This window comes from Gluconacetobacter sacchari, assembly GCF_014174255.1.
Classification (GTDB): Bacteria; Pseudomonadota; Alphaproteobacteria; order Acetobacterales; family Acetobacteraceae; genus Gluconacetobacter; species Gluconacetobacter sacchari.
In genome coordinates, this window is record NZ_JABEQJ010000027.1 from 1 (window position 1) to 22,988 (window position 22,988).

Consider the following 22,988-nt stretch of genomic DNA (forward strand, 5'->3'; position numbering starts at 1 on the left):
CTTCGAGGCGCTGGAGCCGATACGACAGGGGGTGCGCCGCCACTTCGGCGCCTTCGCCGAGAAGGTCGCGACCGGCCTGTCCCTGCGCCACGATCACGGCAGCCAGTATATGTCCGATGTTTTCCAGGACGAGATCCGCTTCCTGGGCATCGAAAGCACGCCGGCGTTCGTCCGCGCTCCCGAGGGAAACCGATGCGCCGAACGCTTCATCCGCACCCTGAAGGAAAACCTGCTTTGGGTCCGGACTTTCGAGACCGTCGAGGAACTCCGACACGCCCTGCTGGAATTCCGAGACCTATACAATGAAACCTGGCTGCTCGAACGGCACGGCTTCATCTCCCCAAATGCCGTGCGTGCCAGGGCTCTTTCCAATGCAGATCTCGCCGCTTAGGCTTCAACCAGATGTCTCAAAAACCGAGGCCGGTACACATCCTGAGCATCGGAAATATCCATATCTGCTGCGGGATCTGGTCATCGACGGGCTCAACCAGGTCTGGTGTTCCGATATCACGTATATCCCCATGAAACGGGGATTTCTCTATCTCGTGGCAATCATGGACTGGTTTACGCGCAAGGTCCTGTCCTGGCGTCTGTCGAACACGATGGACGCGGAGTTCTGTATCGAGGCGCTACAGGATGCCCTCACGCGCTATGGTTCCCCGGAAATTTTCAATACTGACAGTCAGAAGATGGTTGCCAGCTCCCGGACGGTTTGTCTCAAACACTGATCGACCACGGTAGACTGGCGCTGCGAGGTGCCCGGTGCGGTCTGACCCGCACTCTGATCGACCGTTGTGTCTTTCCCTGGGCCTGTCGACCGCCCGGGAGCACCTCGCGGAGAGGCTTTGCCTCGGCCATTGCCTGTGACCCGAGAAGGGCCTGACCTGACTGGTCTCGTGACTGTCCTGTCCATGCAGCGGGCCGCGGCTGAGCCATTGACAGCGATCAGCCGGGAGCACGGTCATGGATGGAAACGAAAAAACGACGCGCGTGGTCGTTGGTGGCGTCGATACCCACAAGGATCTGCATGTTGCGGCCATCGTCGATGAGCAGGATCATGTGCTGGGCACACAGAGTTTTCCCGCGACACGACAGGGTTATCGACAGATGCTGGCATGGATGCGCGCGGCGGGCGATCTTCTGCGTGTCGGGGTTGAATCGACCGGCAGCTACGGCGCCGGGCTGCTGCGCTTTCTGCAAGCCGCCGGGGTCGAGGTACTGGAAGTTACGGCGCCTGATCGGCATGATCGCCGCCGGCGTGGCAAAAGTGACGACCTGGATGCCCAGAGCGCCGCTCACGCCGCTTTTGCAGGCCAGCGGACTGTTACCCCGCGCCGCAGAGACGGCATGGTGGAATCTCTCCGAGTCCTGCGGGCATGTCGGAAAACCGCTGTAAGTGCGCGAAAAATCGCGTTGCAGATGATCCAAAATACGATCGTCGCGGCGCCGGATGCGCTGCGGGAGCAGCTACGTTCCATGACCCGGATGCAGTTGATCCGCACGCTTGCGGCGTCCCGGCCTGACCTCACCGCTTACCGCAATCTCGAAGCCGCTTATCGGATCAGCCTCAAATCCCTCGCACGCCGCTACCTTGAACTGCACGACGAGATCGCCGAGTTGGACCTGATGATCAAGGCGATTGTCGAAGAACTGGCGCCGGAACTTGTCGCCCGCAATTCCATTGGTCACAACGGAGCCGCCCAGCTTCTCCTGACGGCTGGCGACAATCCCGACAGGTTGAAATCCGAAGCAAGCTTCGCTGCCCTTTGCGGTATCACCCCTGTACCCGCCTCGTCGGGGAAAACGATCCGCCATCGACTGAACCGAGGCGGTGACCGGGCAGCCAACAGCGCCCTGCATCTCATCGCCATCGCCCGCCTGCGAACGGACGAAAAGACACGTGCTTATGTCGCCAGGCGTGTCGCGGAAGGTCACTCCAAACTCGAAGTCATCCGCATCCTGAAACGCTACATCGCCCGCGAGGTCTATGGCGTCATCATACGCCGCCATCGCGAGGTCAATGCATCGCGTTTCGCCGCTTGACAAACAGAAGGGCGTCCAGGGGTCACAATTTACGACGCCCCGTTTTACCGGGATCCTGGAAGAACGTCAGATCCGCATCAGTAATGGACGGGGCATGGGCGCTGGCTGGACAACGTGTTCATCGAGCGTCTGTGGCGGTCGCTGAAATACGAATGCGTCTACCTGCACGCGTTCGAGACCGGATCAGAGCTGAGGCCCGGGCTTGGCAAATGGATCGCCCATTATAACGAAAGGCGTCCACATACGGCGCTGGCTGGACGTACGCCCGATGAGGCGTATCATGACGTGCCGACGCCCTCTGGTCCGGGGTTAACTCCGGACCAGAGGGCCAACAGCAGCGCCGTCAGAATGGCGGCATAACAACAACCGGGTATAGCTTGTTCAAACCCCAAAACTGTCCGAACTAACGGGTCCACCTTTTACTGGTTCTGGTCCCATGTCTCGTCACACCGGGGCTGTCAGGATATCGCGCGACAAGCGGGGCTCCGCGCGGTCTGGCACTCATGAAACTCCGCCCTATGCGGATCATCGGGCTCAACGGGATTTGCGTTCTCGTACCGTGTGCGCTGTTTCTGGCCGCCCGCGCGGCTGCATCACGATTCGGTTGGCTGTTCTACGGCATACAGGCGCTCGAACTTCTGGCCGGTTCTATCAATCTTACTCTTCTGGTCCTGAATCTCAGGGATGGTCTGCGCCTTGCTCGACGGCAATAAGCGCAGAGTACCGATGAGGCGGTTGCGCACACCGACAATAACGATTGATACGAACTTGCGGTGGACATCGTGCCTCAAAACGACGAAAGCCGCCTTGCGGCGGCTTCCTCGTATCCGACTGATTTTCCTAGGAAAATCTGGAGCGGGCGATGGGATTCGAACCCACGACCCCAACCTTGGCAAGGTTGTGCTCTACCCCTGAGCTACGCCCGCTCACCGTTTCGGTGAACGGGGGTGTAAGGGAAAGTGGATCGGCTGGCAAGGGGGGAAAATCACCTTCCGTGTTTTTTGTGTCGCCGATGCGTTGCCGCTTGTGAGACAGCAACATGATGACAATGTTAGGGTCAGCACGCGATCGGGCCGAACCCGGCGCTGAAGCACGATAAAACAGGCAGGATCGGTTTTCATGGAGTACATCATCGGGCAGTCCCGCGCAGGTCAGCGCCCGGCAGGCGGCTTGGTCGACGAGGCAGGGGCCCCGGCAACGGCGAGCGCCCCCGCGGCGGTCGGCGCCGGCACGGCGGGAATGATCGTCGACGGCACCCAGGACACGTTCATGCAGGACGTGCTGGAGGCCAGCCGCACCCTGCCGGTGCTGGTCGATTTCTGGGCCACCTGGTGCGGGCCATGCAAGCAGTTGACGCCGGTGCTGGAGAAAGTCGTCCGCTCGGCCGGCGGGCGGGTCAAGCTGGTCAAGATCGATGTCGATGCCAACCGGGCCCTGGCCCAGCAACTGACCCAGGTCGGGCTGCCGCTGCAATCGATTCCGCTGGTGGCCGCCTTCTGGCAGGGGCAGATTCTCGACCTGTTCCAGGGCGCGCAGCCGGAAAGCGAGATCAAGCGGTTCGTCGAAAGCCTGTTGCAGGCCGCCGGCGGCGGGACCATGCCGGCCGCGGACCTGATCGCCGCCGCCCGCGCCGCCCTGGATGCGGGCAGCGCCGAGGAAGCCGCGGGCCTCTATTCCCAGACCATCGAGATCGAGCCCGAGAACCCGGCCGCCTGGGGCGGGCTGGCGCGGGCGCTGATCGTGATGGGCGACGAAGAGGCCGCCGAGGCGGCCCTGGCCGACGTGCCGGCCAAGATCGCCGATCATGCCGAGATCACCGGCGCCCGCGCGGCCCTGGACCTGAAGCGCGAAGGCCGCAAGGCCGCCGAAGACGCCGAGGACCTGCGCGGGCGCCTGGCCGCCAACCCGGCCGATCACGCGGCGCGCTACGAACTGGCGGCGGCGCTGAACGCATCGGGTCACCGGCAGGAAGCCGCCGACGAATTGCTGAGCATCATGCGCCAGGATCGCGGCTGGAACGACGATGCCGCGCGCCTGCAGCTGATCCGGCTGTTCGAAGCCTGGGGCCATGACGATCCGGCGACCTTGCAGGCGCGGCGACGGATGTCCGCGCTGCTGTTTTCGTGAGGTGCCCTTCCATGGCGTGCCGGCATTGACCGGCGACGATGTCCCCCGTGCGGTCCCGCGCCTGCGGGATATGACATTGGCGGATATCCCGGCGGAACTGGGGCTGTTCCCGCTGCGCGAGGTCCTGCTGCTGCCACGGGGAAAACTGCCGCTGAACGTCTTCGAGCCACGCTATATCGCGCTGCTCGAAGATGCGCTGGCCGGCCAGCGGCTGATCGGCATGATCCAGCCGCGCGGCGACGCCATGGAAGATGAAGACGGCCGGGAACTGGCGTCGCCCCTGTATGATATCGGCGCCATCGGCCGCATCACCTCGATGACCGAACGCGCGGACGGAACCTATGCCCTGACCCTGACCGGGCTGGCGCGGTTCCGGCTGCTGCGGGAAACCGGGCTGCATCGCGGCTACCGCCGGGCCCGGATCGACGTGTCGTCCTTCGCCTACGACCTGACGGACAGCGCGGACCTGTTCTTCGATCGCGACAGGATGCTGGCGGCGCTGCGGCATTATTGCCGGTCACGGGGGTTCGGCACGCGCTGGAACGTGATCGACCAGATGGACGACGAGACGCTGCTGATCACCCTGCCGATGATCTGCCCATTCCCTGCCGCCGAAAAGCAGGCGCTGCTGGAATCCGCCTCGCTGAACGACCGGGCGCGGGCCTTGCAGGCCTTGCTGGAACTGGCTGGACACAAGCCCGATGACGAGGCATCTCACGGTCCGGCGTGACGCATCAATCGGCCGCCCGAACAGGAGACCAGACCATGACCGAAACCGCCCAGCCCCCCCTGGACCCGCGCCTGTTGTCGATTCTGGTCTGTCCCGTCACCAAGGGGCCGCTGATCTATGACCGCGAGGCCGGGGAACTGATCAGCCGCCAGGCCGGCCTGGCCTTCCCGATCCGCGACGGCATCCCGATCATGCTGCCCGACGAGGCCCGCGCGCTGGACACATGAAAAAAGGCCGGTTTTCCAAAGGACAATACCCTGTGGCGGGTGTCAGGGCAGCGCCCTGACATCCTCCCCGGCGGGCATGACCGGCACATTGTCGATCAGCCGCACCCCCGCCAGCCACGCCGCCGCCAGCAGCCGCGCCGGCTGGCCGTTCAGGGCCGCCAGCGGCGCCAGGTCGGCCGCGCGCCGCATTTCCAGATATTCGACATCACCGAATCCGGCCGCCAGCAGCCGCGCGCGCGCCGCCGCCAGCACCGGGCCGACCGGCTGCCCCCCGGCGATCGCGCGGGCCGCGTCGTCCAGCGTCGCGGGCAATACGCCGGCCCGCTCGCGGTCGCCCGGGCCCACCAGCCGGCGGTTGCGGGACGACATCGCCAGGCCGTCGGCCTCGCGCCGGGTCGGGCAGGCCTCCACCCGGGTCGGGATGTCCAGGTCGGCGGCCATCCGGCGGACGACATGGACCTGCTGGAAATCCTTCTCGCCGAAGAAGGCCGCGTCGGCCTGGCTTTGCAGGAACAGCTTGCACACCACGGTCGCCACCCCGTCGAAATGGCCGGGGCGGTGGGCGCCGCACAGGCCCTCCGACACGCCGCGCACCGATACGGTGGTGGCGAAGCCGGGCGGGTACATCTGGGCCACCGTCGGCGCGTACAGCACATGCGCCCCGGCATCGGCCAGCAGGCGCGCATCCGCCTCCATGACGCGCGGATAGGTTTCGAGGTCGGCCGGATTGTCGAATTGGGTCGGGTTGACGAAGATCGAGACGATCACGCGATCGGTCGCGCGCAGGGCCGCGCGCACCAGGCTGAGATGCCCGTCATGCAGCGCGCCCATCGTGGGCACCAGCCCCACCGTCAGCCCGCTCCGCCGCCAGCCGCGCACCGCATGGCGCAGGTCGGCGACGGCATGGAGCGTCCGCATGTCCGTGGTCACAGTTTCCAGCATCGCGCCCGCCGCCATCCCGTCGCAAGATATCGTTCCGACCGGTTATATCGGCCCGTTTCCCCGGCAAGGAAAGCCCGACGGCATCTCTTCCGCGTGAGCCGGAGTTCCTGCTATGAATAGCTCCGGTTTTATCCGGTATCCGCCGGGCGGATACGAGGCAGGAGGCCCCTTTGGTCCAGACGATGCGGTTTATTGGCCTGGCGGCCCTCGTTCTATCGGTCGCCGCCTGTGGCGGGGGCAAGCAGAAGCACGCTCCGAAGACCCAGAAGGAAGTCTGGCAGAGCGAGGGCTTCCAATCCGGGCTGAAGGCGTCCGCCAGCCACTGACGCCCGATCAGCGCGCGTCGGGGGCGGGTGGCCCGCCGTCCCATTCCTCGGCGGGCACCAGGTCCACGCCCACCTTCAGCTCGTCATTGCCGCCGCCCAGGATCAGCCCGTGTACCGGGCTGATGTCGGCATAATCGCGCCCCCAGCCCAGCACGACATGCTCGTCGCGCATCACGATTCCATTGGTCGGGTCCAGGCCGATCCAGCCATGAGCCGGGCCCAGCCACGCCGCGACCCAGGCATGGGACTGGTCGGACCCCAGCCGCCGCGCCTGCCCCGGCGGGGGACGGGTGCGGATATAGCCGGACATGTAGCGCGCGGGCACGCCGATCCAGCGCAGCGCGCTGATCATCAGATGCGTGAAATCCTGGCAGACACCCTCGCGCCGCGCCAGCACCTGCTCGATGGGGGTGGACAGGGTGGTCACGCCGGCGCGGAAGCGGAAATCGGTATAGATCCGCATGTTCAGGTCCAGCAGCGCGGCCAGCACCGGGCGACGGGGGGTGAAGGACAGGGCGGCATATTCGCCCGCCGCCGGATGCGCCGCGCACATCGGGCTGTCGAACAGGAACTCCGCGACCTGCCACGCTGCCGCGCCGCCATCGCGGGCGAGGGCGGCCAGATCCTCCCATGACGGGGTGGCATGTTCCGGCGGGGGCGGGGGAAACGCGACCTCGACCTCCGATTCCGCCAGGACCGAGAAGCTGCGATGCGGCGCCTCGTGATACAGCCAGGCGATCAGGTTGCCGAAATAATCGGTGCCGTCCACGCGCCGCACCGGGGGCGGCGTCACGTCCAGCCGCGTCCAGCGCACGGTCTGCCCCGGCAGGTCGCGCGGCGTCACATGCACGATATGGGCCGCCAGGTCGACCGGGCTGCCATAGCTGTAACGGGTCAGGTGGCGAACGTGATAGATCATGATTCGTCCGGTATGGCGTCGCGCTCGACCGTCCGCGACCCGCCGACCGCGCGCGGCGGCATCAGTACGACGAAGAAGCGCCGGGCGATCCGCTGCCCCAGGTCGCGCAACGCGGCATGAATGTCCAGCAGCCGGTCCGGCAGCGCCGCCGCCGCGACATCCTGCTGCGGCGCCGACAGCACGTCATCCACCACCCCGCGCAGGCGCTCCATGACGGTGGACGCCGCCTCGGCCAGGCCGGTGCCCCCGCTGGGGTCCAGGTCGGCCAGCGCGCGGGCGACCATCGCCATCTGGCTGGCCACCCCGCGCGGATTGCCGTCGTCCAGCAGCAGCAGGTCCAGCACCGGCGCCGGCTGGAACACCGCGAAATAGCGCGAGCGATAGGTAATGGCGCAGTCGCTGAGTTCCAGCATCAGCCGCAGCGCGCCCTCCATCCGGCCGCGCTGCGACACGTCCTTCTGGCGCAGGATCAGCGCGATCGCCGTCAGGATAGAACTGGCCCGCTCGATCCGGCGCCCCAGTTCCAGGAATTGCCGGCCGCCGCTGCGGACCATGTTTTCCGCCGTCAGGCCGGAGATCGTCGCGCCATAGCGCAGCAGGTCGTCGGTGACGCGGCCGACCCGCTCCAGCGTGCGCCCGGCATCGCCGGCCACCCGCGCCTCGCGCAACCGGCCGCGCAGGGCGTCGGTGCCCTGGACGATGGTCTCGAACGTCTCGATCGTCATCCGGTCGCGCAACCCCGCCGACACCCGGCCGATTTCGGACAGCAGGCGTTGCGGCAGCCCGGCCTCCAGCGTGATCTCGGCCAGCGCCCGCATCTGGGTGGCGAAGCCGGCGCCGGTCACGCTTTCGCCCTGCAACAGCCCGGCATGGACGGCCAGGCGCAGCACGGTTTCCAGTTCCGCCCGCTCGCGGGGCGAGCCGTCGACCCGGCCGATCCGGCGCGTCAGCACGCGCAGGATGCGCCCGGCATCCTCCAACTGCTCCAGATAGCGGCCCAGCCAGAAGAAATCGTCGGCGGCACGGCTGGGCAGGTCGCCCTGTCCGCGCCGGATGGCCAGCACCGGCATCGGTGGTGCGGCGATGCCGACCAGGTTCCGGCTGTCCTCGACCGTCACCCACACGTCCTTGGTCACGCCATGGGCTCCGCGCGCGCGGTCCATCGCGCTGCCGGGCAACTGGTCGGGGTCGGACAGCAGGCGCGCCAGGCCGCCCGGCATCACCTGCCAGCCGCCCCCGTCGAACAGGGCGAACAGGCGCAGGATGATCGCCCCGGGCTCGATTCCCGCCGGCTGGATCGACGGCATGACCGACGGCGCCAGCGCCTCGACCGCGACGAATCGGTCCGGGGTGCGGCGCAGGGTCGCCAGCATGCTCTCCTTCGCCCGGTCCAGGCGGCAGGCGGGGGCCCGGGCATTGGTGCTGTCGCGCAGCCACCAGCGCCCGCGATCGTCAGACAGCAGGGCATCGACCCCATCCCGCGCCGGCCAGCGCGTCGGGACATCGGGCAACAGCAGGTCCTCGCCGATCAGGCGGCGGCCCAGCGCGGGCATGAAGGCGGCCAGGCCCGGCACCTCGGCCAGGCCGGACGCCGGATGGTTCACCAGGCGCACCGCGCCGCCGCGCGCCGCGTCCAGCAGGCCGGCGATACCGGGCGTGCTGCCGCCCTCCAGTTCCAGCGGGTCCACCGTCCAGCCATCCTGGCGCAGCAACAGCACATCGACCCGGCGCAGGCCGCGCACCGTCTTCAGCCACAGCGCGCCGTCGCGCACCGCCAGGTCGCCGGCCTCGGCCAGCACGCAGCCCAGTTCCCGCGCCAGGATCACATGCTCGGCCCGCAGACTGCCGCGCGGTCCCGGCGTCAGCAGCGCGAGGCCGGGATTGCGGTCCCGCAGGCCGGCCAGGTGATGCAGGCTGTCCTGCCAGGCGTCGAAGAACGGCGACAGCGGCTGGACCTCGCGCCCCGCGAACAGTTCCGGCAGCGTCCGGGTCATCTGCCGCCGGTTTTCCAGCGCCTGGCCGATACCGTTGGCGCGCGCCACCCGGTCGGCGGCCACGCGCCAGGCCCCGTCCGGCCCGCGAATCAGGTCCACGGCATAGAAATTCAGGAACGCGCCCGCCACAGGGCCGCCCATGCGCAGAAAGCCCGGCGCCGGATAGATCAGCGAGGGCGGCAGCACCCCGTCCGCCAGCAGGTCGCGCTGCCCGTACAGGTCGCGCAGCGCCGCTTCCAGCACGCGGGCGCGCTGCACCATTCCTTCCGACAGGCGGGCGAATTCGTGCGCCGTCAGCAGCAGCGGGACCGGATCGCACCGCGCGGCGGCGCCTTCGGTCGGGCCGGTCTGGTCGTGCAGGGCGCGCGCCATCTGCCTGCCGCGTTCCAGCAGTTCACGATGGCCGAGATCGCTGATCGCGCCGAGCAGGCGGCGCCAGTGAGGCCGGACGCCGCCATGACCGTCAACCATCTCGTCAACAGGGATGGGCGCCATGTCCATAATGCATGGTTGTATGGGCGAAGCGGCGCCAACAGTAAACGGTCTTGCGCGGCTTCCGCCCCGGGCCGGCCGGTCAGCCGGCCGCCGCGCCGTGGATCAGGCCATGGACATAGGCCAGCTTTTCCAGCACCGGCGGCGCCAGGACGAACGGATAGAAATCGATCTGGCCCATCGAGCGGTTCAGGCTGTTGATGGCATAGGTCAGCGGCAGCCACGCCTCGGCGATCCGCTGGAACGGGCCGGGCGCATAGGGGTTGAACGTGACCTCGGCTTGCAGGGCCGGATCGTCGGAGACATGGACATCGACCGACAGTCCATAGGCCCGCGCGGTCTCCAGCGTCGAGACGATATGCAGGTAATGCGCCCAGGTCTCGGCGAAATCCTCCCACGGATGGGTGGTCGCATAGTCGCTGACGAAATTATCCTGCCAGTCCGGCGGCGCCCCGACCTCGTAATGGTGCCGCAACGCCGCCTGGTAGTCGGCGCGCTCGTCGCCGAACACGGCGCGGAACTCCTCCAGGCGCCCGCCGTCGCGCACCAGCACGTTCCAGTAGTAATGCCCGACCTCGTGCCGGAAATGGCCCAGCAGGGTACGGTACTGCTCGCCCATCCTCACCCGCATCGCCTCGCGCTGGGCATCGTCGGCCTCGCGCAGGGCGATGGTGATCAGCCCGTCCTGATGGCCGGTCAGCACCGTGCCGCCATCGGGCGGATCGCCCAGGAAATCGAAGGCCAGCCCCTCCGCGGAATCTTCCAGCCGGGTCACGATCGGCAGGCCCAGGCGCAGCAGGGTATAGACCAGCCGGTGCTTCGCCGTCTCCAGCTTGCGCCACTGGTCCAGGTGCCCATCCTCCGTCAGGTCCGGGATCGTCCGGTTCAGCCGGCAGGCCAGGCAGAAGGCATCGCCACCGGCCGGGACCAGCCAGTTGCAGACAGTCTGCCCGGCATTGGCGCAGAACCGATAGGACGATCCGCCCGCCGCCTGCGATAGCGGGCGCCACGTGCCGTCCTCGCCCGCCACCGGCTCCAGCGCGCCGAGGTCGTTTTCCTCGGGCAGGTAGCCCAGCACGTGGCCACATCGCGCGCAGGCCGTGTTCTCGAAGAACACGATCTGATTGCAGGCCTGGCAGGCAAACAGCTTCATGCTTGGGGGTCCCGAAACTTTCACGTGCCGGGACAACGCCGTAACCAGCCGGTTGTTCCGTTTTTTATCGTCGCGGCCTCGGCCGTGTGGACTCCGAACGGCAAACGCTTCAAACTCGCTCTCGATCTTACGTGACAGATGCCCAGGGAGTTCACGCCATCCGTCGTGCCCTCGGCCGGGTGCAACCCGCAATTGGCAGGATTTCGGTAAACTGATGCATGCCGCCACAGCTCGCATGACGCTTGCCGCGATCATGATCGCGCTTCCCCTCGGCCGCGCGGGTGCGCGCCCCCGTGTGGTCGACCGCGCCACCCCGGCCGGCGCGGTACCGCATACGCTGTCCGAGGCGCTGGCGGCCGCCTACCTGACGAATCCCGCGCTGCGGCAGGAACGTGCGATCCTGCGCGCGCAGGACGAGGGCGTGCCGACGGCGCTCGCGGGCTGGCGTCCGCAGATTTCGGGACAGGCCGGCGCGACTTATTACACCGGCCACAGCAATTATCGCGGTACGGGTGATTTCCTCGGCTATTCCCGCGTCTATTCGACACCGGGCTACATGGCGGGCGTCAACATCCAGCAGCCGATTTATTCGGGCGGAAAAACGACGGCATCCACCCACCAGGCCGTCAACAGGGTCATGGCCGAGCGCGCCAACCTGATCGCGGTCGAGCAGAAGGTCTTCCAGGACGTCGTCAATGCCTATATCGGCGTCGTCGAGGATACGCAGTTGCTCAAGATCAACCAGGGTAACGAGCATGTCCTGGCCGACCAGTTGCGGGCGACCGAAGCGCGCTTCCGCGATGGCGAGATCACCCGTACCGACGTGGACCAGGCGCAGGCGGCGCTGGCCGCCGCGACCTCGCAGCGCCAGCAGGCCGAAGGCACGCTGGACGCGGCCCGCGCGACCTATCTGCAACAGGTCGGCGCCCCCGCATCCGCCGACCTGCTGCCGCCGCAGCCGCTGGCCCTGCCCACGATGTCGGAAGCCGAGGTCGAGACGGCGGCTGCGCAGAACAATCCGGACGTTATCAATGCGCTCTTCACGCAATCGGCGCAGAAGGACGCGATCGATGTCGCGGTGTCCGCCCTGATGCCGAAACTGACGGCGGAAGCGGCCTATCAGCGCGGGGTCAACCAGGGGCTGGGCGGCCAGTTCACCGAGAACGCCTATGCCGAACTGACGATGCAGGTCCCGCTCTATCAAGGCGGGGCGGAATATGCCGCGATCCGCCAGGCCCGGCAGCAGGCGCAGGCCGACCGGCAGCGCGTCGATGTCCAGCGCCGGCAGGCGGTCCAGCAGGCATCCGCGGCATGGCGCCAGCTTCTGGCGGCGCGGGCGTCCCTCGCCAGCGACCGCCTGGCCATCACGGCCAGTACGGCGGCGCGCGACGGCGTGCGGCGCCAGGCGCTGGAAGGCGCGAGTACAACGCTGGAGGTTTTGCAACAGCAGCAGGCGCTGCTGCAATCCGAAGTCACCCTGGTTCAGGGTCTGGGCACCCTGGTGAACGCGTCCTATGGCGTGGCGGCGGCCATCGGGCGGCTGACCGCCGCCGACCTGGCCCTGAACGTCCCGCTCTACGACGAGAAAGCCTATTACCGGGCGGTCAAGGACCGCCTGTGGAGCATGAACGACTACGCCCGCGACCAGCCAGGACGCTGAAGCGGCCCCGGCGTGCGCGCACGCCTTATATCGCCCTAAACCTGCCGTCTCTGTTGCGGACAGGCATTGTCCGGGCAGACGCGGCGCGGATCTCCGCCGTCGGAATCCTTCAATTATACTCTGATAAAACGAGATAATTAATCGTTTATTCATTCTGTGATGAATAATGCGTGAAAGGAAATAACGTCGAGCCTTACACGCCGGATTCCGTTTCGGTTTCATGACGGCACGCAATATCGTGATAAAAAGCTTGCTTTCCATCACGGGTTCGTGAAAATGCGATACGCGGTTCGGTCGCGGGCATGAAAGGCTGGCGGCGCAGGCCCCGATCGATCGGGGCCTGCTGGAACGGGAGTCTCCCGTAACGATTGCGGGGCGCTCGCCTCCGTTACGTTGGTTTGTGATTGTCATATTATATTCATGTTTTTCGCAAGGTGTCGCGCGCACGGTGGCGGGTGCCGTACGTGCTCCGCCAAGCCCATGACGCATGATGCGTGACTGAATCATATCCGGCATCGGGCACGTCTGTGCAGGAAGGTTGTTGTGGAAAGCACACAGGACAGCGGGCATTCTGCCCCAGCCCTTGCCCGCGTCTTCGCCGCCATGAACGCGGCGCGATATCATGGCATCGATCTCGACTTGCGTGATTTCGCCAGCGAACCTGATGAAGACGCCCCCTCTCCGGCGACGCTGGCCCGCTGGCTGACCGAGCACGGCGCGGTCGCGCGCGGCATGCGGCTGGCCTGGCCGCAATTGGTCCGATTGCATGACACGCCGCCGATCGTGCTGATGTTTCATGACGGCGCCGCCGCGCTGATGGTGCGCGCCGATCCGGCGCGCGGCGTCGTCTGGCTGCGCGACCCGATGGCGGCGGAGTCCGGTCCGCCGGTTCCCGTCGACGAAACCCATCTGTCGCAACTGTGGACGGGCGATGTGCTGCTCGTCAAACGAGCGCGCGACGTGGCGGAGGCCGACGCGCCGGTCAACGCGGGCTGGATGGTCCGCATGGTCCTGCGCGAGCGGGGATTGCTGCGCGATATCCTGCTTGCTTCCGTTATTCTCAGTGTCCTGGCCATCTTTCCGGCACTCCTGGTGATGCAGGTGATCGACCGCGTGGTGAATTACGCGTCGATGGCGACGCTCTTCTCGATTTCCGCGATCATGGTAATCCTCTCGGCGTACGAAATGCTGCTCTCCTATGCCCGGCGCGAGCTGACGCTGGTGCTGACGACGCGCATCGATACGCGGATTTCCCTGCATGCCTTCAATCGCCTGCTGTCCCTGCCGCTCGATTTCTTCGAACGTGAGCAAGGTGGCCAGGTGATCGGCCGGGTCATGGCCATCTTCAAGGTGCGCGACTTTCTGACCGGCCGGCTTCTCGCCACGTTTCTCGACCTGTTCACGCTGCTGGTCATCCTGCCCGTCCTGTTCTGGCTGAGCGCCACGCTGGCCTGGATCACGCTGGCCGCGGCGACGCTGATCGGGCTGATCGTCCTGGTCTTCATGGCGCCGATGACGCGGCTGTACGGGCGCGTCATCGGCGCGGAGATGGCACGCAATTCGGTGATGCATGAATCGGTGGCGGGCATCCGCACGGTCAAGGCGCTGGCGCTGGAGCGGAGCCGGCGGGCGGAATGGGACGACCGCACGTCGCAGGTCGTACGCTGGCGCCTGGCGGCCGGGCGGCTGGCCAACTGGCCCGCGACGCTGTCCGCGCCGCTCGATCAGTTCCTGAATCGCGGTATCATGCTGGTCGGCGCATGGCTGATCCTGACGGGGCATTCCGGCCTGGCGGCCGGCGGGCTGATGGGTTTCATGATGCTGGGCGGCCGCGTGGCCGCCCCCCTGGCCGGCATGGCACGGTTGCTGGAAAGCCTGAACGAGGTCGCATCCTCGCTGTCCGAGGCCGCGCTGGTCCTGAACCAGCCGACCGAATCCCGGGCCCTGACCGCGGGCATACGACCGCGGATCAAGGGGGCGCTGTCCTTCCACGCGGTGGATTTCACCTATCCCGGCGCGACGGCCAGGGCTCTGGATGGCGTCAGCTTCGCCGTCGGCGCCGGCACGATGCTGGGCGTGGTCGGCCGCAGCGGGTCGGGCAAGTCGACGATCACCCGCCTGTTGCAACGCGTCAGCAGCGGCTATACGGGACAGGTGCGCCTGGACGGGGTGGACCTGCGCGAAATCAATCTCACCCACCTGCGCCGTTCGTGCGGCGTGGTTCTACAGGACAATTTCCTGTTCCGGGGCACGGTGCGGGACAATATCACCGCCGGCCGTCCGGGCCTGACGATGGACGATGTGATGCGCGCCGCCCGCCTGGCCGGCGCGGACGAATTCATCGACCGCATGCCCGGCGGGTACGAGACCTGGATCGAGGAAGGCTCGACCAATCTTTCGGGCGGCCAGCGCCAGCGCCTGGCCATCGCCCGCGCGCTGGTCGCGGACCCGAAGCTGATGATCCTGGACGAGGCCACCTCGGCGCTCGATCCGGAAAGCGAAGCCCTGGTCACCGCGAATCTGCGACGCATCGCACAGGGCCGCACCATGGTCATCGTTTCGCACCGCCTGTCGTCTCTGGTCCATTGCGACCAGATCCTGGTGCTGGATCGCGGCGCGGTGGTCGATATCGGGCCGCACGCGGCGCTGCTGGAACGCTGCACGCTCTATCGCACGCTCTGGCTGCAACAGCATCCCCAGCCCCCCGCCGTCTCCCGCGCCGCGCCGGCCGCGCGGGTGGGGGGGCGCTGAACCATGGAGACGTCCGACACCACCGCCGAAGGCGCCGCGCCGCCATCCCTGCGCGCCGCCGACCATCCGTTTTCGCCCGCCGGCCTGCCGGCGGCGTTGCTGGAATTTCATTCCCCCAGCTCGGCCCTCATCGCATTGCCGCCCGCCATCGGCGCCCGCCATACGACCTGGGTGGTCGCGGCGATGGCGGTCGCCAGCGTCGTCGTCATGGGGGTCTTCCCGCTGGACCGGGTGGTCAGCACCAGCGGCCGGCTGGTGGCGACCGACCCGACGCTGGTCGTGCAGCCGTTCGAAACCTCGATCGTGCGGTCGATCGACGTCCATGAAGGCGACGTCGTCCGCAAGGGTCAGGTTCTGGCGCGGCTGGACCCGACGATCAGCACGGCCGATCTGGAAAACCGCAGCGCGCAGGTCGCCAGTTACGCGGCGGAGGTCTCGCGGCTGACGGCCGAAGCCGAAGGCCGCGACTACATCGCCGATCCGCGCAATCCCGCCTCGGTGCAGGAGGCGGCGGCCTTCCTGCGCCGCCGCCAGGAAATCGCGGCCAGGATCCAGGATTACGACCACCAGATCGCCGGGCAGCAGAGCGCGTTGCAGGGCGCGCTGGCCAATGCGGCCATGTATGCGGCCCGCGCGCGCGTCTCTTCCAGCGTGCTGTCGATGCGTCGCGCCCTCCAGCGCGACCAGGTCGGCAGCCGCCTGTCCACCCTGGGGGCCCAGAACGACCTCATGGAGATCGAGCGCGCCCAGGTCGCCGCCCAGCAGGATGCCGCCGGCGCGCGGAACAAGATCAGCGCCCTGATCGCCCAGCGCGCGGCCGCGATCGATGACTGGAAAGCGACGACGTTCCAGCAGCTTGCCGCGGCCGAGCACCATCTTTTCGATGCGCGCAGCGACCTTGCGAAGGCGCGCCTGCGGGGTAGCCTGGTGGCCCTGCGGGCCGACCGCGACGCGGTGGTCCTGACCATCGCCCGCATGTCGGTGGGCTCGGTCGTGAGCACGGCGGACCGCATGATGACGCTGGTCCCCGCCGGCAGCGGGCTGGAGATGGAGGCCACGTTGCGCGGGGCCGATGCCGGCTTCGTCCGTCCGGGCGACAAGGCGCTGCTCAAATTCGCGACCTTTCCCTATGACCAGTACGGCGGTGCCGATGCGACCGTGCGCACGATCAGCGCCGATTCCTTCTCCCCCGGCAACGACGGCGCGGATGCGCCGGGACCCGGCGCCGCCCCCCGGGCCGATGACGGCCAGCACATGTTCTATCGCGTGCGCCTGCGCATCGACCGCGTGACCCTGCGGGGCGTGCCCGCGTTCTTCACCCCGCGTCCGGGCCTGCCGGCGACGGCGGACATCAAGGTCGGCAAGCGGACGATCCTGCAATATCTGTTCAACCGTATCGCCCCCCTCGCCACCCAGGGCATGCGCGAGCCATGAGCCTGGCCGCCCGCCTCGCCGTCCTCACGCGGCATCTCGCGGCGCGCCTGTCACGCCAGGCGCCCTTCGACCGCGCCGCGGGCCTGCTCGCGGCCGGCCGGCCGGTCGAGGCCATGGCGCGCTTCGGCAGGCTTGCGAAATCCGGCGACATGCGCGCGCAGTTCCATCTTGCCCGTGCCTATCTGGATGGCAATGGCGTGCCGCGCCAACGGGACGAAGGCGCGCGCTGGATGCGCCGAGCCGCCGAGGCCGGCTGGCCCGAGGCCCGTTTCGCGCTCGCCACCCTCTATCTGCGCGGCCTCCCGCCCCAGGACGACGCGCCGGCCCGGCTCTGGCCCCCGCGGCCCGACATGCGCCACCCGCCGGACCACCACAAGGCGCTGCACTGGGCGCGCCTGGCGGCCGAGGCCGGGCTGGCAGACGCGCAGGCCCTGGTCGCGCATGTCTTGACCGAGGGGCCGGAGGACCTGCGCGATCCCGACGCCGCGCTGGCGTGGTATCGCCGCGCCGCGGAGGGCGGCAGCGCGCAGGGTCATCTCGGGCTCGGCCTGGCACTGCTGCGCGCGGCCGGGGGCGCCGACGCCCGGGCCGAAGCCCGCCAGGCGCTCCAGCGGGCCGCCGACAAGGGGCTGGGCAGCGCCTTCCATGTGCTGGGGATGATGAGCGAGCGCGGCGAGGACCGCGCGCCCGACCCGGCGGGCGCGGCCGAACTGTTTCGCCGCGCGGCCGAGAAGGACGTCCCGGCCGCGCAACTGCGCTACGGGTTGGCCTGCCTGAACGGCCACGGCGTGGCACGCGACGTCGTGCGCGCGGAAACCTGGCTGCGCCGCGCGGCCATGGCGGGCGAGCGCGAGGCCGCGGCATTGCTGGGCGACCTGAATGTCGGGCGCAATGGCGCGGCACCGAACCTTGTCGAAGCCGTCGCCTGGTATCGCCGCGCGGCCGAGGCCGGCCACCCGGGCGCCGCCTGCGCGCTGGGGCAGCTTTTCCAGGCCGGCGGGGGCATGGCGTGCGACGATATCGAGGCCGCGCGCTGGCTGGGCCGGGCCGCCGACCAGGGCCATGCGCCGGCGATGTTCGCGCTGGGCATGCTGCACGACCGGCGGGGCGACATGCCGGACACACGCCTTCAGGCGCAGGCGTGGTTTCATCGCGCCGCGACGCGGGGCCATGCGCCGGCGCAGGTCATGCTGGGGCGCTACCTGGCGCATGGCCTGGCGGGGACGGCCGACCGGCCGGCGGCCCGCGACTGGCTGCGGAAAGCCCAGCGGCAGGGCGAAGCGCGGGCCGCGACCGAACTGGCGCGCCTGGATCAACTGGAACGGGGCCATGCCGATGCCCGGGCCTGACGAAGGAAGCCGGGCGATGCGCCGGGCGGGGCTGTCCCTGCTGGCCCTGATGGTGCTGCCATCCTGCTCGGGGCTCGGGACATTCGGGTCGGACAGCTTCCGTTTTCCGGGCGCCGATCCGAACCGGCCCCGCGGCGACGCGGAAAACCTGCGGCGCGTGCGCGGCGACCCCGTCGCGGCCCCGCCCATACTGCCCGAGCCGGGCAATATCTGGCCCGCCGCGCCGGATATGTCCGCCGCCACCGGGGGCGGGGAACCGACGAGCGGCAAGGGGACCGCGCAGGCCGGATTGCTGCCCGGAGAAAGTCTCAGCCTGGGGGAAGAGGCCGCGATCCGCAACGGCGTGCCGATCGCCGGAAACCCGCTCCCGCGGGCAAGGGCGCCCGACACGCCGGGGAACGGCCACGCCGCCGCGGGCGGCGACGCGGTCGTCATTCCCAACGGCGATGGCAGCAGCACGGTGATCTCGGCCGGCGGTGACGTCAGGATCATAAAAGGCACGGAATTACGATGAAGAATCGAAAAACGCCGCTGATGGCATCCTCGGGCGGCAAGCCGATCGCCGGCCTCCCTCCCTGATCCACCCCGATGGAATCCGGCCCGATGGAATCACGATCGTTTCCGATCTCCGGCCAGAAGATGGCGGTCCCCCATGCCGGGCGGCGGCAGGTGCGCGCCCGTTGGTGTGTGATTCGAATAATCGATGATAAATAAATAAGAAATACTGTTTTCGTATCCTATTATGATTCGCTTTTTGGAATTTTCTCCTTACGATCGGCGCTGCCGGACATCGCGCCGGAGGCTGCGTTTCTTCCGATGCAGTCTAAAGGGGATAACATCACGGGAGCAATATCGTGTCTGACAGCACAAAGAATCACTTTACGCCATCGGACTACGTGCTCGATGGCTTCGCCTCCATGGATGGAGAGGGCCTGGTCGATCTTCCGGCGGGTCCCGAGCCCGTGGCCACCGATGCCGCGCCATCGGGGGTCGGCTTCAACTACCTCGCGCCGAGCGCCGGCTATTACAGCTTCGATTTTTCGTACCAGAATACGGCCGACGCCCCGGCCTACCAGCAGTTGACGATCAACGGCCACGACGAGCCGGGCCTGGTCGAATTCGACCAGACTCCGGGCGCCGCGACGGGCGACGCCACCACCACGGTGTACCTGACCCAGGGCCTGAACACGGTCGAATTGAGCAACCAGACCGGCGATACCGTGAACGGCCTGACAGCCGTTCCCCAGTCGGCTCTCCAGGCCAGCCCTTCCTTCACGCTCGGCAGCACGACGATCACGCCGGGGGCGCAGCCGTCCCAGGAGACATCGGCCCAGTCCCTGGCGATGAACAACATGACCGACCTGCAAGCCTTCGTGCAGGGCGAAAGCATGGCGCCGGAGCAGCAATGGACCTTCGGCCCCAGCCTGTCGGAACTTCACGTCGGCAGCAATGACGAACTGAATCAGCTCAACTACAACGCCATCTGGTTCCGCGACGTCACCCCGGGCGACACGGCGCAGACCTATTCGCCCTATTTCAAATCGACCGAGAGCTTCGACCAGAACGGCATCCTGCACGTCAGTTACGGTGCCTATTCGCCGACCGGCCAGGCCCTGCCCGTGCAGATCCAGGCGGCATACGCCACCGTGCCGAACCAGGACCTGATCGTCGAACAACTGTCGCTGACGAACGAGCAGGCCGCCGGCACGCAGCCGCTGGTGTGGGACGTGATGAACGCCACCGGCCTCAATACCGGCGAGCAGGAAAGCGCCACCTGGGATTCGGCGCACAATGCCTGGATCGTGCAGGAAGACCAGGGCAGCGGCAAGGCGCCGCTCTACCTGGCCATCGGCGCTTATCAGCCCGGCAACGCGCAGCACGCCGCCGGTACGGACGGCACCAACGTCCGCGGGGACTACCAGCTTTCGTCCGGCGCCAGCGGCAACCCGTCGCTGAAAGCGCCCGACCAGGGGCTCGTCGGCGGGTTCGACAATGACGGCACGATGCTGGGCAGCGACAGCGGCGCGTCCGGCACCGGCATTTCGGTGGGCCAGTCCTCGGCCGACGTCACGCTCGACCCCGGCCAGACGGTGACGCTGGATTACTACATCACCACCGCCACCAGCATGAGCCAGCTTGACGCCAATCTGGACCTGGCGACCAACCCGGCCGGCACGTCCGACCCGACGACGACGCAGGTCACCGACCAGTCCGGTACGGCGGCGGCCAATTCCTGGATCGCGCAGACCGCCAGCGCCTGGGACCAGACCCTGGATCAGGCCTATGACGTCGCGGGCTCGTCCTCCGCCGTCGCCGTCGGCGGCCAGGCCGCGACCGCCGTCGACGGCCAGACCCTCAACGATGTCGACAGCACCTCCCTGCGCGACGCCTATCGCAGCAGCCTGGTCAACATCCTCCAGGCCCAGAGCCCCGAATACGGCTCCTTCATGGCGTCGACCAACCCGGCCTACCAGTACAAGGTCTGGGTACGCGACAGCGCGGCGACCGCCATGGGCCTCGACGATGCCGGCCTGACCGGCGAGTCCGACAAGTTCTGGCGCTGGATGGCGTCCGTCCAGCAGAACGGCATGAACGGCACCTACAGCGGTGACGCCGCGGGCACGTTCTCGACCAATTACGGCGCATTCGACCAGAACCTGCCGATCGGCTTCGTCGCACCGGAAAACGATGCGCAGGGCCTGTTCCTGGTCGGCTCCTACCGCCATTACGAGCAATTGCTGGCCCAGGGCAACACGGCGGCCGCGCAATCCTTCATCTCCGACCCGACCGTGCGCCAGGCCCTGGTCAACTCGGCCAACTGGATCAGCGAGAACATCGGCGCCAACGGCTTGGGCCCGGCCGATTTCTCGATCTGGGAAGACCAGTACGGGTACCACACCTTCACCCAGGTCACCTATGCCGAAGGGCTGAACGCCGCGTCCCAGATGGCGTCGGCCCTCGGCGAGGGCAACCTGGCCCAGGGCTGGGCCGCCGGCGCGCAGACCATCCAGCAGGCCATCCTGCGCCCCACGACGGCATCCCAGCCGGGCCTGTGGAACGCGCAGGAAGGCCATTTCGTCGAAATGCTGAACCCCGACGGCACGGTCGACAACACCATCGACGCCGACACCAACATCGCGGCCGTGCTGGGCCTGGTGTCGCCGACCAGCACCTATGCGGTCGAGAACGACGCGGCGGTGCAGAATGCGCTGACGCAGGACAATTACGGCCTTTCGCGCTATCAGAACGACACGTTCTACCAGTCGTCGCAATGGAGCCCGGGCGGCACGTTCGAAGCCCATGGGCTGTCGCCGTCCTGGCCGCAGATGTCGTCCTATGCCAGCATCCTGTCACACGACCAGGGCAACCAGGCCTATACCGACAACAGCCTGAACTGGATCGACCAGGCGTACGACAATGGCGGCACGCCGCCGGGCGAATCCTACGACTGGGCGACCGGCCAGCCGATCGAAAGCACCTCGTCCGAGCCCGTCACGGCAAGCTGGTACGTCCAGGACATCCTCAACGACACCAACCAGACCAGCACGCTGATGCCTGCCATCACCGGCGAGGCGCCCCAGGGCCCCGCCCCGGCGATGGTCGATCAGGCGGTGGAGGGTCTCGGCGCGTACACGGTGGGCACGGGCCCCGACGGCCTGCCCCAGGCGCAGGATCTGGTCCTGAGCAACGCGCCGGGCAGCGGCAACAACACGGCGCTGGTCACCAATCGGGCGCCCGCCGGCGCTCCCCAGACCATCGACAACAGCCAGGGCGTGCAGAACCTGATCGTCTTCGGCGGCGCGGGCGACACGCAGGTGCTGACCGGGGCGGCCACCAGCACGATCATCAACAACGCGACCGGCGATACCGGCAGCCTGGACGTCACGGAATCCAGCGGCGCCTCCACGAACATCATGGCCGGCGACATGACCGCCATCCAGGCGGCCGGCACGACGAACCTGACCCTGGGGTCCGAGCCGGACACCACCAGTTCCTACGCCTACATCAGTGGCGGCAGCTACGATTCGGCCGATCAGGTCAACATCGTGGCCCAGGGTGCCGCGGGTAACCTGGACAGCGTGGACAACCAGGGCAACGCGCACACCAGCCTGACCGTCTCGGGGCAGACCGACCTGCTCTATACCGGCCGCGACACCAACCTGAATCTGGGCGGCGCCGGCCAGACGAGCACCATCAACTCGCTGGGCAACGACGCCATCCACATGAACGGCGCCAACGTCACGGTCGCCTCCACCACGGGCGGCTTCGATACTTTCTACGGCGGCACCGGCCAGATGACGATCGATGCCAGCCAGTCCGTCGGCTGGACCGAAGAGACCTATATCGGCAGCCAGCAATCCGGTGGCGCGCTGACCTTCACGGGCGGCAACGCGACCGACTCCATCACCCTGGGCGAGGAAAGCAGCGCCGCCATCACGGCCGGCGCAGGCATGATGAACATCACCGCCAACGATCCGACCGGCGTCTGGGCCAACGTAGCGGCCTCCGCCAGCGCTGACCTGAATTTCGGCGCGGATCTCGGCAACTCGATGGTCTACGGGTTCAATGGCGCCAAGGACACGGCGACGATCCAGGGCGTCACCGGCTCCTCCTTTGCCGGCGGCAACCTGACGCTGGATTTGCAGAACCAGCACACGATCACCTTCTACAACCTCGACTCGACGCAAGGCCTGAGCTTCGCGGCCTGAACGCGCCGATCACGGGTCGATCGGGGAAGGCCGCCTTCGGGCGGCCTTCTTCCCGCGCCGGTTTCCGCCTCACGGCAGTTCACCCCGTCACGGTCCGGCGGCGTCCGCTCCGGGGCATGAAAAAAAGGCCCG

Annotated in this window: 17 protein-coding genes, 1 tRNA gene and 2 pseudogenes; 15 read left to right on the plus strand and 5 right to left on the minus strand. The window is 67.7% G+C overall.

The annotated features are described in order from the left end of the window. The 5 genes and pseudogenes from HLH48_RS17230 to HLH48_RS17250 all read left to right on the plus strand — a co-directional run. Nucleotides 1-391: integrase core domain-containing protein (locus tag HLH48_RS17230; protein ID WP_182998723.1), on the plus strand; the 391-nt coding region annotated here is incomplete at its 5' end. Between the two features lie 37 nt (nucleotides 392-428). After that, nucleotides 429-707 (plus strand): annotated as a pseudogene (locus HLH48_RS17235) (transposase); the annotation flags it as partial. Between the two features lie 256 nt (nucleotides 708-963). Continuing rightward, a complete protein-coding gene (locus HLH48_RS17240) occupies nucleotides 964-2,043 on the plus strand; it encodes an IS110 family RNA-guided transposase (RefSeq protein WP_182998724.1) in 1,080 nt (359 codons plus the stop codon). Nucleotides 2,044-2,059: 16 nt separating this feature from the next. Next, nucleotides 2,060-2,403: pseudogene (locus HLH48_RS17245) on the plus strand (transposase); the annotation flags it as partial. A 158-nt stretch (nucleotides 2,404-2,561) separates the two neighbouring features. Further along, nucleotides 2,562-2,756 carry a hypothetical protein gene (locus HLH48_RS17250; RefSeq protein WP_246387434.1) on the plus strand — a complete coding sequence of 65 codons (195 nt, stop codon included), beginning with the start codon at nucleotides 2,562-2,564 and terminating at the stop codon, nucleotides 2,754-2,756. Nucleotides 2,757-2,894: 138 nt separating this feature from the next. Here HLH48_RS17250 and HLH48_RS17255 read toward each other — a convergent pair. After that, nucleotides 2,895-2,969: transfer RNA gene (locus tag HLH48_RS17255), tRNA-Gly, on the minus strand. Between the two features lie 193 nt (nucleotides 2,970-3,162). Here HLH48_RS17255 and HLH48_RS17260 point away from each other — a divergent pair. From HLH48_RS17260 to HLH48_RS17270, 3 genes are all read left to right on the plus strand, one after another. Continuing rightward, nucleotides 3,163-4,170, plus strand: a complete 1,008-nt coding sequence (locus tag HLH48_RS17260) for a tetratricopeptide repeat protein (protein WP_182998725.1) — start codon at nucleotides 3,163-3,165, stop codon at nucleotides 4,168-4,170. 70 nt (nucleotides 4,171-4,240) lie between these two features. Then, on the plus strand, nucleotides 4,241-4,900 hold the full coding sequence (locus HLH48_RS17265) for an LON peptidase substrate-binding domain-containing protein (protein WP_182998764.1): 660 nt from the start codon (nucleotides 4,241-4,243) through the stop codon (nucleotides 4,898-4,900). A 35-nt stretch (nucleotides 4,901-4,935) separates the two neighbouring features. Then, nucleotides 4,936-5,127, plus strand: a complete 192-nt coding sequence (locus HLH48_RS17270) for a Trm112 family protein (protein ID WP_182998726.1) — start codon at nucleotides 4,936-4,938, stop codon at nucleotides 5,125-5,127. 42 nt (nucleotides 5,128-5,169) lie between these two features. Here HLH48_RS17270 and panC read toward each other — a convergent pair whose 3' ends face one another. Continuing rightward, on the minus strand, nucleotides 5,170-6,069 hold the full coding sequence (gene panC / locus HLH48_RS17275) for a pantoate--beta-alanine ligase (RefSeq protein ID WP_246387435.1): 900 nt from the start codon (nucleotides 6,067-6,069) through the stop codon (nucleotides 5,170-5,172). Nucleotides 6,070-6,239: 170 nt separating this feature from the next. On the opposite strand from panC, the gene HLH48_RS17280 reads away from it, so the two are divergent. Then, complete coding sequence (locus tag HLH48_RS17280) at nucleotides 6,240-6,395, plus strand: hypothetical protein (protein ID WP_220795181.1); 156 nt, start codon at nucleotides 6,240-6,242, stop codon at nucleotides 6,393-6,395. 7 nt (nucleotides 6,396-6,402) lie between these two features. Here the strand turns inward: HLH48_RS17280 and HLH48_RS17285 are convergent, their stop codons facing one another. From HLH48_RS17285 to HLH48_RS17295, 3 genes are all read right to left on the minus strand, one after another. After that, nucleotides 6,403-7,314 carry a transglutaminase family protein gene (locus tag HLH48_RS17285; protein ID WP_182998727.1) on the minus strand — a complete coding sequence of 304 codons (912 nt, stop codon included), beginning with the start codon at nucleotides 7,312-7,314 and terminating at the stop codon, nucleotides 6,403-6,405. Further along, nucleotides 7,311-9,803, minus strand: a complete 2,493-nt coding sequence (locus HLH48_RS17290) for a circularly permuted type 2 ATP-grasp protein (protein WP_246387436.1) — start codon at nucleotides 9,801-9,803, stop codon at nucleotides 7,311-7,313. Before HLH48_RS17290 ends, HLH48_RS17285 begins: the two co-directional genes overlap by 4 nt. A 79-nt stretch (nucleotides 9,804-9,882) precedes the next feature. After that, the gene (locus HLH48_RS17295; RefSeq protein ID WP_182998729.1) at nucleotides 9,883-10,953 is read right to left on the minus strand and encodes a zinc-binding metallopeptidase family protein; all 1,071 of its coding nucleotides are present in this window, start codon (nucleotides 10,951-10,953) and stop codon (nucleotides 9,883-9,885) included. A gap of 214 nt (nucleotides 10,954-11,167) precedes the next feature. Between HLH48_RS17295 and HLH48_RS17300 the strand changes: the two genes are divergently transcribed. The 6 genes from HLH48_RS17300 to HLH48_RS17325 all read left to right on the plus strand — a co-directional run bounded on the left by HLH48_RS17300 (nucleotide 11,168) and on the right by HLH48_RS17325 (nucleotide 22,856). Beyond that, nucleotides 11,168-12,613 (plus strand): TolC family outer membrane protein, encoded by a 1,446-nt coding sequence (locus HLH48_RS17300; protein WP_246387437.1) that lies wholly within the window; start codon nucleotides 11,168-11,170, stop codon nucleotides 12,611-12,613. A gap of 603 nt (nucleotides 12,614-13,216) precedes the next feature. Continuing rightward, on the plus strand, nucleotides 13,217-15,364 hold the full coding sequence (locus HLH48_RS17305) for a peptidase domain-containing ABC transporter (RefSeq protein WP_182998768.1): 2,148 nt from the start codon (nucleotides 13,217-13,219) through the stop codon (nucleotides 15,362-15,364). Nucleotides 15,365-15,367: 3 nt separating this feature from the next. After that, nucleotides 15,368-16,798, plus strand: coding sequence for an HlyD family type I secretion periplasmic adaptor subunit (locus HLH48_RS17310; protein WP_182998730.1), 1,431 nt, complete (start codon nucleotides 15,368-15,370; stop codon nucleotides 16,796-16,798). After that, on the plus strand, nucleotides 16,795-18,147 hold the full coding sequence (locus HLH48_RS17315; RefSeq protein WP_182998731.1) for a tetratricopeptide repeat protein: 1,353 nt from the start codon (nucleotides 16,795-16,797) through the stop codon (nucleotides 18,145-18,147). Before HLH48_RS17310 ends, HLH48_RS17315 begins: the two co-directional genes overlap by 4 nt. Beyond that, nucleotides 18,128-18,661: a hypothetical protein gene (locus tag HLH48_RS17320; RefSeq protein WP_182998732.1), complete on the plus strand. Its 534-nt coding sequence runs from the start codon at nucleotides 18,128-18,130 to the stop codon at nucleotides 18,659-18,661. Before HLH48_RS17315 ends, HLH48_RS17320 begins: the two co-directional genes overlap by 20 nt. Nucleotides 18,662-19,001: 340 nt before the next feature. Next, nucleotides 19,002-22,856 (plus strand): glycoside hydrolase family 15 protein, encoded by a 3,855-nt coding sequence (locus tag HLH48_RS17325; protein WP_182998733.1) that lies wholly within the window; start codon nucleotides 19,002-19,004, stop codon nucleotides 22,854-22,856. Nucleotides 22,857-22,988 lie beyond the last annotated feature (132 nt).